The sequence below is a fragment of the Pyxidicoccus sp. MSG2 genome, from assembly GCF_026626705.1.
In the GTDB taxonomy this organism is placed as follows: domain Bacteria; phylum Myxococcota; class Myxococcia; order Myxococcales; family Myxococcaceae; genus Myxococcus.
In genome coordinates this window covers 12781234-12793764 of the sequence record NZ_JAPNKC010000001.1, presented here as the reverse complement: position 1 = coordinate 12793764, position 12531 = coordinate 12781234, and the positions used below count along the sequence as shown (strand labels likewise).

At 67.8% G+C, this 12531-nt stretch carries 13 protein-coding genes; 4 read left to right on the top strand and 9 right to left on the bottom strand.

Annotated elements, in window-relative coordinates; translation table 11 throughout:
* Positions 1–15: 15 nt before the first annotated feature.
* The 4 genes from OV427_RS48385 to OV427_RS48370 form a co-directional block, all read right to left on the bottom strand.
* A complete protein-coding gene (locus OV427_RS48385; RefSeq protein WP_267863053.1) occupies positions 16–1395 on the bottom strand; it encodes an FAD-binding protein in 1380 nt (459 codons plus the stop codon).
* Positions 1396–1684: 289 nt separating this feature from the next.
* The gene (locus OV427_RS48380; protein WP_267863052.1) at positions 1685–2305 is read right to left on the bottom strand and encodes a hypothetical protein; all 621 of its coding nucleotides are present in this window, start codon (positions 2303–2305) and stop codon (positions 1685–1687) included.
* A gap of 194 nt (positions 2306–2499) precedes the next feature.
* Positions 2500–3138, bottom strand: a complete 639-nt coding sequence (locus OV427_RS48375) for a DinB family protein (RefSeq protein ID WP_267863051.1) — start codon at positions 3136–3138, stop codon at positions 2500–2502.
* Between the two features lie 178 nt (positions 3139–3316).
* Positions 3317–3694 carry a DUF1304 domain-containing protein gene (locus tag OV427_RS48370; RefSeq protein ID WP_267863050.1) on the bottom strand — a complete coding sequence of 126 codons (378 nt, stop codon included), beginning with the start codon at positions 3692–3694 and terminating at the stop codon, positions 3317–3319.
* Positions 3695–3785: 91 nt separating this feature from the next.
* On the opposite strand from OV427_RS48370, the gene OV427_RS48365 reads away from it, so the two are divergent.
* The 3 genes from OV427_RS48365 to OV427_RS48355 all read left to right on the top strand — a co-directional run bounded on the left by OV427_RS48365 (position 3786) and on the right by OV427_RS48355 (position 7059).
* The gene (locus OV427_RS48365; RefSeq protein WP_267863049.1) at positions 3786–4379 is read left to right on the top strand and encodes a TetR/AcrR family transcriptional regulator; all 594 of its coding nucleotides are present in this window, start codon (positions 3786–3788) and stop codon (positions 4377–4379) included.
* 168 nt (positions 4380–4547) lie between these two features.
* Positions 4548–6044, top strand: a complete 1497-nt coding sequence (locus tag OV427_RS48360) for an FAD-dependent monooxygenase (RefSeq protein ID WP_267863048.1) — start codon at positions 4548–4550, stop codon at positions 6042–6044.
* 178 nt (positions 6045–6222) lie between these two features.
* On the top strand, positions 6223–7059 hold the full coding sequence (locus OV427_RS48355; protein ID WP_267863047.1) for a family 16 glycosylhydrolase: 837 nt from the start codon (positions 6223–6225) through the stop codon (positions 7057–7059).
* Positions 7060–7206: 147 nt separating this feature from the next.
* Here the strand turns inward: OV427_RS48355 and OV427_RS48350 are convergent, their stop codons facing one another.
* Positions 7207–7422, bottom strand: coding sequence for a hypothetical protein (locus OV427_RS48350; protein ID WP_267863046.1), 216 nt, complete (start codon positions 7420–7422; stop codon positions 7207–7209).
* A gap of 38 nt (positions 7423–7460) precedes the next feature.
* Positions 7461–8183 carry a dienelactone hydrolase family protein gene (locus tag OV427_RS48345; RefSeq protein WP_267863045.1) on the bottom strand — a complete coding sequence of 241 codons (723 nt, stop codon included), beginning with the start codon at positions 8181–8183 and terminating at the stop codon, positions 7461–7463.
* A gap of 345 nt (positions 8184–8528) precedes the next feature.
* On the opposite strand from OV427_RS48345, the gene OV427_RS48340 reads away from it, so the two are divergent.
* Positions 8529–9839: a M23 family metallopeptidase gene (locus OV427_RS48340; protein WP_267863044.1), complete on the top strand. Its 1311-nt coding sequence runs from the start codon at positions 8529–8531 to the stop codon at positions 9837–9839.
* A 37-nt stretch (positions 9840–9876) separates the two neighbouring features.
* Here the strand turns inward: OV427_RS48340 and OV427_RS48335 are convergent, their stop codons facing one another.
* The 3 genes from OV427_RS48335 to OV427_RS48325 are packed head-to-tail and all read right to left on the bottom strand — an operon-like array spanning position 9877 to position 12509.
* On the bottom strand, positions 9877–10518 hold the full coding sequence (locus tag OV427_RS48335) for a glutathione S-transferase domain-containing protein (protein ID WP_267863043.1): 642 nt from the start codon (positions 10516–10518) through the stop codon (positions 9877–9879).
* Positions 10519–10556: 38 nt separating this feature from the next.
* Positions 10557–11468: a patatin-like phospholipase family protein gene (locus OV427_RS48330; protein ID WP_267863042.1), complete on the bottom strand. Its 912-nt coding sequence runs from the start codon at positions 11466–11468 to the stop codon at positions 10557–10559.
* Between the two features lie 60 nt (positions 11469–11528).
* Positions 11529–12509 (bottom strand): aldo/keto reductase, encoded by a 981-nt coding sequence (locus OV427_RS48325; RefSeq protein ID WP_267863041.1) that lies wholly within the window; start codon positions 12507–12509, stop codon positions 11529–11531.
* Positions 12510–12531 lie beyond the last annotated feature (22 nt).

The following is a 12531-nucleotide window of genomic DNA, read 5'->3' as shown; positions in this document are numbered from 1 at the left end:
TTCAGGGGGCTGCGATCAGAAGATGCCCTGGCCCGGCGTGAGGATGCGGTCCGGGTCGTAGCGCCGCTTCGCGTGCTCGAAGCGCTCCCAGTAGGGGTGGAAGTGGCGGCGCCAGTCGGCGGGGCTCAAGGGCACGGCATCGACGGGGTAGATCTTCCCGCCAATGGCGGTGAGCCGGTCGAAGATGGCGCGGTTCTTCTGCAGCAGGGACGCGACATTCTCCAGCGTCGGGGGAATGGCGGTGCGCAGCAGCGAGAAGAGGAAGACGTGCCGGTCCGTGGGCGTGCGCAGGAAGGGCGTGGTCAGCTCGGAGGAGCGGAAGGGGTAGATGATGATGGGCCCCTGACCCATGTCCGCCTCGGTGGTCTGGGCGAGGATCTCCTGGATGAAGGCCTCCGCGGCCCGGGCGGGGACGAACATGTCCAGCCACGGGTGGGGGAAGCCCCAGATGCCGAGCTGCTTGAGCAGCTCGATCAGCGGCGCGAGCCGGTTGACGAAGTCGAAGTAGCTGCCGTCGTTCACCTGGAGCGTCCCGGGCTGGAAGCCCAGGCCCGCGAGCAGCCGCGCATCGTTCGGCTCCGAGCCCGGAGTGAAGTACTTCACCACCTCGAGCTGATACGCCCGGCCTCCGTTGGAGGTGACGGCGAAGCCCTCGACGTAGTCGAAGCGACCGTCGTCGATGAGCATCCGCTGGTCCTCCATGAAGCGGTGGAGGTCGTTGTACAGGGCGGTGTACGTCCGCGCACGGGGCGGCACGTCGACGAGCCGCACCCGGGCTCGCACGATGATGCCGAACTGGCCCAGGCCCGAGCGCACGGCGTCGAACAGGGGCCGCTCACGCCAGCGTGAGCACCGCACGAGCTCACCCCGGCCCGTGACGACGTCCAGCTCCAGCACGTTGTCCACCTGGAGGCCGTGGCGAAACGCCTGCCCGCCGATGCCTCCCGCCGACAGCGTCCCACCGATGCTCAGCTCGATGTAGTCGGTGAACACCGGCGGGCTCCTGCCGGAGGGAAGCGAGGCCTGCAGCAGCTCGTGCCACCGGACGCCCGCATCCACCCAGGCACTGTCCTCGCAAATCTCGTGGATGGTGGACAGCGTGGACATGTCGATGACGATGCCCGCCGCCACCTGGGACTGGCCGAAGGTGCTGTGGCTCTCACCGAGGCCCCGAGCGGCGGCAATCTTCAGGCCCTGGCGCCGCGCGAAGCGGACCATGGCCACGATGTCCTTCACCGAGCCGGGGACGAGCACCGCCCACGGCGTGCGGTGGATGATGTGACCGAAGTCCTCCGCCGCCGCGGTCCGCGACGCCGCGTCCATCAGCAGCTCGCCATCCAGTGGTGGCAGGGGGACCGCGCCAGCCTCCATCGTGGAGGCCCAGCTTCGGCTCATGGGATTGAATGCCACTGCGGCCAACGCACCTTGGAGCAACGTCCTCCGGGAGACGACTCGACTCGACATGGACTCCTCCTGACTCCTCGGAGGTTTCTAGCCCGAGCCCGCACCCTCAACAATCGCACTCCTCTCGGGCTCCAATGCCTACGGTTGGACCTGGAAACGACAAGGGGCCCGGAACCCCGAGGATGCACCTCGAAGGTCCCGAGCCCCATTTCCGCCCGGCGCGCTGGCCGGTCAGGTGACGTCGAGAGGGGCCGCGCGAAGGCGGCCGCTCAGGCGTCGCCTACCAGATGACGATGATGATGGTCGTCCCGTTCGGGCAGTGGATGATGATGATGATGATGTCCTGCCGCTCGGGATTATGGGTCCCGATGCGGGTCTCGAGGCGCGTGCGCGCGTAGGGCAGCGGGTTGGGGACCGACAACGAGGACGTCTCCATGGTGGCGGCCAGCCGGGTGACTTCCTTGCCGTCCGCGCCGATGAGGCCGACGGTGCCCTGGTAGGTCCCCTTCTGGATGTCCTTTTCATCGGCGTGCGCGTTCAGCCGGTAGAAGCCGGCGGGGATGCCGCTCCGGGGGGCGTCCAGGTAGACGAAGCCGGCATCCACACCCTTGGGGAGGTCGGTCGCCGGAACCTGCTCGAACCCCTGGATGCTCGTGCCCACGAAGTTGACGTCCTCGGAGCTGGCGGTGACGATCTGCTCGACGTTGAGCTTCACGCCGGCCTTGTCGGCAGCCTCAATCAGTTGGGCCTTGGGGTCGGAGCACTGCGGGGCGGAGGCCGGCTGCTGGATGTCCGCACGGGCCAGATACGTCCCGAGCCGCGTGTTCTCACCGGCGAACGCCGATGAGGCGAACAGCATTGCCGCGACGAATCCAACGACCTTGAGGGATTGGGTCTTCATGACACCGTCCGAGATGGTACCGCGAGGGGACTGCCCTCATTCGGGCTGCACCGGGAATGCCAGGATGTCCTGGCGTGTAATCACAGGCACCTGGAGACGGAGAGGCCCGTTGCGACAGGTCCGCTGTAGCGGGACAGGCTACAGAATGGCCCTTCGTGTAGCGTGGCAGGTCACACGCCCTGGGACAGTCTCGGTCAGGGCGCGTGTCCGCCGGCGAGGAGCTGGGCCTCGTGCATGGCCTCGCTCATCTCGAAGTAGGGAATCTTGGGCTCCCGGTCGAGCAGGCGCGCGTACTGCGCGAGGGCGCCGCGGTGGTGCGCCGTGTGGTCAATCATGATTTCCAGCGCCTCCTGTGGGGTCCTGAGGCGGATGGGGTTCTCCGGAAGCGGTAGCAGCTGCTCCTCCCGGGTGAGCTGGCCATACAGCTCCGCGGCCAGGTCCATCGTCTCGTCGAAGGCGCGGAGCGCGAAGGCCAGCGGGCTCTCCGTGTCGCTTCCACCCGACAGGTTGTCGTTGGAGACCTTCGTCCACTCCATGCTGGTGAATCCCGGGCCCAGCCCGAGCCAGGCCTGTCCCTCGCCCCGGCGGCTCTTCCACTCCCGCCCCTTGAAGCGCTCCATGGCCGGGAAGACGCCCGCGAGGAACAGCTCCAACCCCGCGGTGACATGGTGGACGTGGCCCACCACGCTCAGCATCCCCGGGCGGGGCTGGAAGTCGGCGTCCTGTTCGTCGAAGGCCTGGAGGGTTCGGCGGAAGAACTGCTTGTGCGCGCGGATGCGAACAGCGGACTCCAGCTCCGGCGGTGGGGCTGCATCAGGGGTGTGAGCGGTCATACGCTTCCAGCAGGTCGTGAGCTCTTCGGGGATGACATGGAGCGATGCGCTCCATGCGGGAAGAGGGCCTGAGCAACATCGAGGCCAGGGTGCTCTCCGAGAGAGGCACCTCGTCACGTGTAGAACCGAGAGCAACAGCTGCGCTGGAGGTGTGGACCCGAGGGCAACGTTTCCTGCTTTAAAAGGCGATGAGCAGGAGCGCCAGCAGCGGCAGCGCGCCCTGGACGAGGCTTGCGGTGAAGAAGCGGCGATTGGACGCCACCAGCACCAGGGCCGCCAGCGCCATGCACGCGCAACCGAAGACGACGGCCGCCACGCCCGAGGCGACCGCTCCGGTGTACGTGAGCGCCACGCCCACGAAGACGCCCAGCGCGAGGAACAGGTTGTAGAAGCCCTGGTTGAGAGCCATTGGCCGCATCACGTCCGCGTCCGCCTGCGACTTCAGCCCGAAGCGCCGCCACACCTTCGGCTGCGAGAAGAGGATGCTCTCCATCACGAAGAACAGCACATGGATGGCGGCGGCGATGAGCGCGAAGACCTGGGCCAACAGCGACATGGTGACTCCCCTCCGGGTTGCGGCTATTCTGAACCAATCAGTTCCGAATTGATATTGGAACGTTCGGTTCAGAATTGTCAAGGAGGGTGACGTGGCTCGCACGCGTGCGTTCGACGAGACAGTGGCGGTGCGTGCGGCGCTGGGGGTGTTCTGGTCCCGTGGCTACGAGGCCACGTCGCTGGCGGACCTGGAGGCGGCGACGGGGCTGAACCGCTCCAGCCTGTACCAGGCGTTCGAGAGCAAGCGGGCGTTGTTCTCGCGGGCGGTCGCGCTGTACCTGCGGGAGGTCATCACGCCCCGGCTGGGTGTCTTCGCCTCGGGCGCGCCCGGGCTGGAGCAGGTGACGACCTACTTCGAAGCGCTCGCGACGACGATGGCGACCGCGCCGCCGGCCCTGACGCGGCGGGGGTGCCTGCTCGTCAACACCGCCACGGAGCTGGCGCCGCATGACGAGGCCGCGCACCAGGCCGTGGAGGACTACCGCACCCTGCTGCACGGACACCTGACGCGGGCGTTGGAGGGCGCTGCGCGGGCGGGGACGCTGCCGCGGAAGACGGTGGCCCGCCGCGTGGAGTTGCTGGTGGGCGCGGTGATTGGCGTGCTCGTCACGGCGCGGGTGGATCCGGCGGCGGCCGCCCGGTTGGCGAGGGCGACGGCGAGCGAAGCGGCGGGTTGGGCGGAGTAGGGTGTGCCCGGGGGGAGGCTTGTTTCGCTTCGGGGAGGCGCATGCGGACGCGACATCTCCCCCTTGCTACTTCCAGCGGTATGCCAGGACCGGGGGATTGCCACAAGCCCCCCTCTGTGAGGCACAGACGCCGGCCGCACGCGAAAAACAGCGGGCGCGGAGGAACACATGCACAACGAATCCGGACGCGGTGTGGCCACGCACAACCATGCAGTGCTGATCGCCGGAGGCGGCCCGACGGGCCTGATGCTGGCAGCAGAGCTGGCGTTGGCGGGGATCGACGTCGCCGTCGTCGAGCGTCGGGTGAACCAGGAGCTCCCCGGGTCACGCGCTGGCGGCCTGCACGCCCGAACGATCGAGGTGTTCGATCAGCGGGGTGTCGCCGAGCGCTTCCTCTCGCAGGGGCAGATCATGCAGGTTGCGGGCTTCTCGTTCATCCCGCTCGACATCAGCGACTTCCCGACGCGCCACAACCACGGGCTCGCGCTCAGGCAGGCTCGCATCGAGCGCATCATGGCCGAGTGGGTCGCCGAGCTGCCGGTGACGTTCTATCGAGGGCGTGAGGTGACGGGGTTCGCGCAGGACGACACCGGCGTCGACGTCGAGCTGTCGGACGGCGCCTCGCTCCGGGCGACGTACCTCGTCGGGTGCGACGGAGGTCGGAGCCTGATTCGCAAGCAGGCCGGGATCGAGTTCCCCGGCTGGGACGCGTCGACCAGCTTCCTCATCGCCGAGGTCGAGATGGCCGAGGAGCCCGCATGGGGCATCCGCCGTGGAGAGAAGGGCGTCAACGCCATCGGCAAGGTCGACGACGGGAAGCGCGCCGGTGTCGTGCTGGTCGAGCCACAGGTCGGCGACAGAATCGAGCCGACCCTGGAGGATCTGCGCGCGGCGCTGATTGCGGTCTACGGGACCGACTTCGGTGTTCGCAATCCGACCTGGCTCTCCCGATTCTCCGACATGGCTCGGCAGGCGGCGTCCTACCGGGAGCGACGGGTGCTCCTCGCCGGCGACGCGGCGCACGTGCATGCCCCCACGGGCGGACAGGGGCTCAACATCGGCGTGCAGGACGCAGTGAATCTCGGCTGGAAGCTCGCGCAGGTGGTGAAGGGCTTCTCGCCGGAGACCCTCCTCGACACCTACCACGCCGAGCGGCACCCCATCGGTGCCCGCGTGCTCCGCCTGACGATGGCCCAGATCGCGCTCGGCCGCGGTGACGATCGCACCGAGGCCCTGCGCGAGAACATGGCCGAGTTGCTGAAGATGGAGCAGCCTCGCAAGCAGTACGCCGCGATGATGTCGGGCCTCGACGTCCACTACGACCTTGGTGCGGGGCACCCGCTGCTCGGGCGTCGCATGCCCGACCTCGAGCTGAGCACCGAGAGCGGTCCGAAGCGCGTGTTCTCGCTGCTGCACGAGGCGCGGCCGGTCTTCCTCAACCTCGGCGGGCCGGGCGCCTTCGACCTCACTCCGTGGGCGGAGCGGGTTCGGCGGGTCGATGCCCGATACACGGGCGCGTGGGAGCTCCCGGTGTTCGGTGCGGTCGCCGCGCCCTCGGCCGTTCTGGTTCGGCCCGATGGCCATGTCGCGTGGGTGGGAGACGGCACGGATTCGGGGCTGCGGGACGCGCTCACCCGGTGGTTCGGACCGCCCACGCCGGCGTAGCGCTGCTCGTATCGAAATCGGCGCTCCAGAGGTTCCAGTCGCGCGCCGCGTCATCGCCCGAGGCGCGTCACACCGAGCGCCCCGGTTCGTCTCAATGATGCGGTGACGCCGCCCACCTGCGAGGGTTCACTCGCGGGCTGGATATTCTTCATCATCTGTCACCACCGTGGAGTGGGCCATGGACAAAGCACGTCGCGAACTGAAGACCGACCCCGCTCGCGGGCTCACCGTCGCCGGGCAGAGCGTCTATTACAGCCTCGGCTCGCCGGATTGGACCAACCTGACGGGCGGGCCGTACGCGTCCGCGACCTACAGCTACTCGCCGCCGCCGGCCGGGGGTGGGCCGAACATCGAGCTGGCGACGATGAACATGGCGAACTGGGGCGGGGCGGGCAACTGGTACTCGGCGAAGATGCGGCTCGGCGTCGCGCTCGGCTTTGGCCAGTACGAGCTGTCCATCAAGGTGGGCGCCGGGAGCGGCGTGACCACGACCTTCTACTTGAGCGAATTCAATCAGGACCAGCAGCAGGAGATCGACTTCGAGTTCGCCGGCCACTGCACCGCCGGGTCCACGCCGTGTGGCACGCAGAGCGTGTCGACCAACGTCTGGTGGCAGGGAAAGCAGTACGTGGACACCGCGACGCCGCTGTGGACCGGCACCCCGCCGAACCCGCTGCCCGACACGACCTCCGGCTGGGGCGCGTCGGTGTACCGCTACCGCATCGACTGGGAGCCGAACACGGTCACCTGGTCGGTCGACCTCACGGGCACGGGCAACAACTACGTCGTCATCCGGAGCCAGGACATGTCGACAGTCGGCTCCTACGACGAGTCGCTGTGCTACGCCTTCATCAGCTTCTGGCAGGGCTGGACGCCCGACAACTCGCCGTTCCTGAACGGCGCCGACGCGTCCGGCAACTGCGGCGCCTCGGGCGGTTGCTACCAGGCGTTCTATTTCCAGTCCCTCAAGTTCACGCCCTCGACGAACAACCAGCTCGTCGCGCTGGTTCCCTGAGGAGCAAAAGGGGACAGGGCCAGGCCACGGCGGCACCGTCAGCCCCTGGTCGTTCCCCTTCTCAGGCCGCGGGGCTGACGTTGAAGGCGTGGCAGCGGGTGGCGAGAATGGGTACAGCCCGCCGGCAGCTCGGGCATCCGGAAGCTCTCACCGACACGTTTCGAGATGGTGCGCACCCAATGGCGGCCCGACCGCGACCTGCGCGTCCTGATCTTCAAGAACTGATTGAGCGCCTGGGGTGGCCCTCGTGCTCGGCGACACGCCCTGGCCCGGCTTCTTCCTGGGGTTTTCGGCGAACATGACGAGGATGCCGCTGGGACCGCGCACGTAGGTGAGCTTGTAGATGTCTTTGTAGGTCGCCACGCCGCGAAGCGGGAAGCATCCAGGCCTCGCCGCGCTCATCACCTCAGGTGTCGGGTGAAGAATCGGGCAACCTCTTCGCCGGCAAATGCCGGGACCCCGGTGTGTCCGCCCATGTTGGCGCTCAATGTCTTCTCCGGCGACCCGAACGCGTCGAACAGGTCCAGCGCCAACTGCCGGTCGTTTCCCGCGTCGTCCCATTGGAGCAACACATGGAGCGGCACCGTTATCCGCCGCGCCTCCTCGAACATGGCGCGGGGTACGTAACTGCCGGCAAAGAGATTCACTGCCGCGATGCGCGGATCGACCCGCGCCAGTCGCACGGCGATCGCGGCGGGTCCTCCCGAGAACCCGACAGGACCGCGGAGTTCAGGCTGCGCAAGGAGCGAGTCGAGGGTGGACTGCCATTCCGGGACAGCTCTGTCGACCAGGGGGAGGACCAGCCGGTCGACAATCTCGTCGACCGGTGCTTGGTTCGCCAACGCCTGGTGCAGGTCGGCGCGTGCCTTTTCGAGATCAGCGAGCGGGGCGCGGTCACCGCCGCCGGGAAGCTCGATAGCGGCCGAAGCGAATCCGTCCACGGCCGAGCGCCGGGCTCGCCCGACAAGTCGCGGATGCATTCTGCGCAGTCCGCCCGGATGGCCCATGAGGATCAGCGGAGCCGGTACGGATGCCGGTGTCCAGAGGATGCCAGGAACGTCACCGACCACGAACTCGCGCTCGAGAACACCGTCGTCGAGGCGTCGCTCGGTGGTGAAGTGCATGGATGGGACCTTACCTCCGGAGTGCGGCGATTGCGTGTAGATACTCGCAATATGGAAACGGAGTGCTCCTGCACCAGCCTGCGGGTGACGGCCCGCCGGGCGTAGGTGATCTACGACCGTGCGCTCGAACCGGTCGGGGTCAACGGCTGGCAATGGGCGATGCTGCGGCGTCTCCCTTGGAGCAGGAACTCGTGCCGATGGCGCGCTAGCCAGGTCTGGGATTCATGCCTGGGTCGCCGCTCGGGTCAGGCCTTGAGCGACCTCCGTGAACTCCATATTGTCCATGAATTTATTGAATTCATCGAGACGGGAGTTCGTATGCACCTGGCGATACGTAGGCGCTTCATGGAGACCCTGGCAGTGCTCGGGATCATCGCGACGACGCTCTTTGGCGCGTCGCCGGCTCGGGCCGACCATGCGGCGATGATGCAGCCGGCCTCGGGGAGGGTCTCGTATGTCGTTGGCGGCTGTCCCTCCGACCCCAGGCCGACGCACATGGGAATCGACATCGCGGGCCCGGGGGGCGCGCCCATCGTGGCCGCGTACGACGGCGTCGTCACCACGCGCGTCGTCGACTTCGGCACGTCAGGCTATGGAAACCATGTGATCATCACACACCCGTCCGGCTACACGACGCTCTACGGGCACATGCAGCAGGCTCCGGCCGTCGCATTGAACCAGCCCGTGACGAAGGGCCAGACGATCGGCCTCGTCGGCCACACCGGTAACTCCTTCGGAGATCACCTGCATTTCGAGCTCAAGCGGAACGGGGCGAACATCGCGAACCAGGGTTACTCGTGCGGCCAGACAGTCACGAGGGGTTATGCGATCCCCATGGACTTTCCCGGGCTCCAGTCCAACACGACAAGGACGATCCACGAGACGGCGGTACACGGTGACGCGTGGAAGAAGCTGAGCACGGGGCAGCAGATCTCCTCGAGTGTCTTCACGACCGTGAAAATGGGGACGGGATGGGGTGACATCCTCAGCAGCTCCGGCGGCTACCTCTGGCACACGCTCGTGAGCGGTGGACGGTGGGTCACCCTCAACTCCGGGCTCTCCTTGAACGCCACGAGCATGTCCGCTGTGGATGTCGGGCAGGCTTCGCCGCAGATCCTCGCGGTGGAGGATGCCCGGCTCATGCACGTCTGGGGCGATTCGAACGGATGGCACAAGGGTTGGACCGGCATCAACACGACGGGCAAGGTCTCCGCTGTCGTGATGGCGAACAACACGATCCAGGCGATGATCAATCAGGGTGGGACGCTGTACCAGGTGTGGACCGGCGGCGGCGCGTGGCACATCGCGTCCACCGGAAAGCCGGTCGGCGACGCGTTCGAGGCGGTGTACATGGGGGGCAGCGCACCTCAGGTGATGACCGTGATGAACGGGCAACTCCATCAGATCTGGGCCACGAGCACGGAGTGGGTGACGATGTCGACGGGTATCGTGATTGCGCCCGGCGCGACTTTGTCGGCACTGAACATGGGCGGAGGGTGGCCGCAGGTGTTCACCGCTGAAGCCGGGAACCTGTACCAGACCGCCGTCATGAATGGCAGCTGGACGAGGATGGCGACCGGGACCCCGGCTTCCGGGCCGATCGACGCCGTCTACCTGGGAGGAGGTGAACAGCCCCGCGTGTATACCGCGGAGTGAAGGCGCGGGCAGTCAGAGGGCGCTGCCTCATCGACCCTCAAGGGTCGAATCGAAACGCAGTCGCACCGACAGATGCCCGCGTCGCGAACTGCTGACAGAACCGGGTCAGCTCGGAGTAGGGGGCCGTCGGCAGGACCTCCCGGAACTCCAGATGCGTCACCAGACAGTACAGCGTGACCTCCAGGAAGCTCAGGTCCCGCTGCGGCGGGAGCGCGGCGAGGACGGCCCCCACGTTCTCCTCCAGCCACGCCATCATGTTGAGCAGTGCGGTGCGCATCTTCGCCTGATGCGCACCGTCCCCGCCGCCCCCCACCTTGGCCATGACCAGCGACACCTCCGTCGCCATGGCCTGCGATGCGAGCTCCTGCGCATTGGCCAGCACCGGTACGTCGAGGTCCTCCGGCCAGACCACGCGGGGCTTGCGGCCCGACTGCCGCCACAGCTCGCGACAGATATTGAGCGCACCGAACCAGACACCTCGGGACGTCTGAAGGCTCGGTATCCGGAGCGCGGGGTTGCCGCCGTAGTCCTCCACGTTGGAGGACATGAGGTCTCGCACCACGCGGAGGTCGTAATCGACGCCCAGCTCCGCGGCGAAGATGCGGGTGATGCGCGTGAAGTGGGAGCTGGAGCGGCCGAAAATGACAGGTCTGGCGAGTTCTTCGAGCACAGTTGGCATCTGTGTTCCTCAAATTCGTGAAGACAGACGGGCAACCTTCACCACTGCCCGTCGTCGAGCGCGCGGATAACGGCGTCATGGCCCGCGCGCCATGCTGATTCAAACGCCTCGCCCGCGCCCTGGAACGCCTCGACGGGCGTGCCGGTCATGTCCACGCGAATCTCCCGCACCTCGCAGTCCAGGTCGGAACGGTAGAAGGCGGGCTCGTCGGTGACGTTGATGGCGATGAGCCGCGAGCGCGGGAACAGCTCGCAGGCGTCGTGCACCGGCACCGCGGACACCCGGTCTGCCCCCGGGTCGATGCGTTGCAGCGTTGCGTCCTCGAACAGGAACGGGTTCGCCGCGCTGGAGGCCACGGCCTCCGCGACGGAGCCCTGCGTCGCCGCCACCCGGTGCAGGCCCTCGCCCGTGGGCTCCTGGTAGAATGTCGCGAAGGGCACCGGCAGTTCCTCGATGCGCGCCCCATGGTGGAAGCGCTCCAGCACCTGGGTGAAGCGCTCATGGCTGAGCTCGGGCACCGACGCCGCGCCTCCCGCCGCGCCCAGCGCCCCCGCCGCGAGCGCCGGCGCCAGCGCACCGCCTGAGATGAGCACCGCGAGCAGCCCCACCGCCGCTCCCACCGCGCCGCGCTTCTTCGCCTCGTGCTCCGTCTCGTGCGCGTACTGGCGGAAGAACGCCCGGTAGCGGGTCCGCATGTCCTCCCCGGGCGCGGAGGCATGGAGGCTGCCCACCAGCGCGCCCATGCTGTTGCCCACCACGCAGTCGATGCGCACGCCGCGCTCCATCAGCGCATCCAGCGCTCCCAGGTGCGCCAGCCCGCGCGCCGCCCCCACGGAGAGCACCACACACGTGCGCTCCGGCGCATGACGCAGCGCCGACCCGCTCCGACGGCAGGAGGCCGCTCCCACCATCAGCACGGCGAGCAGGGTGACGCGCAGGAGCCGCTTCATGGAGTTCTCCGGGATGAGCGCTGGACTCTAGCTCAGTCCCGGGAGGGACCTCCGCGTGCGTCACATGCCGCGCACCTCGTGGGGCTTGTAGGGCGCCTCGAGCGCCTTCAGCTCCTCGGGGGCCAGCTTGAGGTCCACCGCGCGCACGGCGTCCTCCAGGTGCTCGGGCTTCGTGGCGCCGATGATGGGCGCCGTCACCTGCGGCCGCGACAGCAGCCACGCCAGCGCCACCTGCGCGGGCGGCACGTTGCGCGCGGCGGCCACCTTCTGCGTGGCCTCCGCCACCTCCCAGTCTCCGGGCTGGTCATAGAGCTGGCCGGAGAAGGTGTCCGACTTCGCGCGGGCCGTGGAGCTGCGGTCGTCCAGCGACTTGCGCGAGCCCGCGAGCAGGCCACGCGCCAGCGGAGACCAGGGGATGACGCCGATGCCCTCGGACTCGCACAGGGGCAGCATCTCCCGCTCCTCCTCGCGGTAGACGAGGTTGTAGTGGCCCTGCATGGAGACGAAGCGCGACCAGCCGTGCAGGTCCGCCACGCCCAGCGCCCGTGCGAACTGCCACGCGTACGCGGACGACGCGCCCAGGTAGCGCACCTTCCCCTGGCGCACGAGCTGATCCAACGCGGACAGCGTCTCCTCCAGCGGCGTGTTCGGGTCCATGCGGTGGATTTGATAGAGGTCGATGGCCTCCACGCCCAGCCGCTTCAGGCTCGCCTCGCAGCCCTGGACGATGTGCTTGCGCGACAGGCCGCGCAGGTTCTGCCCGTCGCCCATGGGGAAGTAGACCTTGGTGGCAATCACCACCTCGTCCATGCGCGCGTAGCGGCGCAGTGCTCGGCCGGTGACTTCCTCGCTCACACCCATCGAGTACATGTCCGCGGTGTCGAAGAAGTTGATGCCCAGCTCCACCGCACGGCGGAAGAAGGGCTGCGCTGCTTCCTCGTCCAGCACCCATGGGCGCCAGGTAGGCGTGCCGTAGCTCATGCAGCCCAGGCAGATGCGGGACACGCGCAGGCCGGTGCGACCCAGGTTGGTGTACTTCATCGGTTGATTCCTCCGTCGAGCC

Coding starts and splice junctions, on each gene's coding strand:
- OV427_RS48385 (WP_267863053.1), bottom strand. CDS start 1,395: ATGAGCCGAAGCTGGGCCTCCACGATGGAGGCTGGCGCGGTCCCCCTG.
- OV427_RS48380 (WP_267863052.1), bottom strand. CDS start 2,305: ATGAAGACCCAATCCCTCAAGGTCGTTGGATTCGTCGCGGCAATGCTG.
- OV427_RS48375 (WP_267863051.1), bottom strand. CDS start 3,138: ATGACCGCTCACACCCCTGATGCAGCCCCACCGCCGGAGCTGGAGTCC.
- OV427_RS48370 (WP_267863050.1), bottom strand. CDS start 3,694: ATGTCGCTGTTGGCCCAGGTCTTCGCGCTCATCGCCGCCGCCATCCAT.
- OV427_RS48360 (WP_267863048.1), top strand. CDS start 4,548: ATGCACAACGAATCCGGACGCGGTGTGGCCACGCACAACCATGCAGTG.
- OV427_RS48355 (WP_267863047.1), top strand. CDS start 6,223: ATGGACAAAGCACGTCGCGAACTGAAGACCGACCCCGCTCGCGGGCTC.
- OV427_RS48345 (WP_267863045.1), bottom strand. CDS start 8,183: ATGCACTTCACCACCGAGCGACGCCTCGACGACGGTGTTCTCGAGCGC.
- OV427_RS48340 (WP_267863044.1), top strand. CDS start 8,529: ATGGAGACCCTGGCAGTGCTCGGGATCATCGCGACGACGCTCTTTGGC.
- OV427_RS48335 (WP_267863043.1), bottom strand. CDS start 10,518: ATGCCAACTGTGCTCGAAGAACTCGCCAGACCTGTCATTTTCGGCCGC.
- OV427_RS48330 (WP_267863042.1), bottom strand. CDS start 11,468: ATGAAGCGGCTCCTGCGCGTCACCCTGCTCGCCGTGCTGATGGTGGGA.
- OV427_RS48325 (WP_267863041.1), bottom strand. CDS start 12,509: ATGAAGTACACCAACCTGGGTCGCACCGGCCTGCGCGTGTCCCGCATC.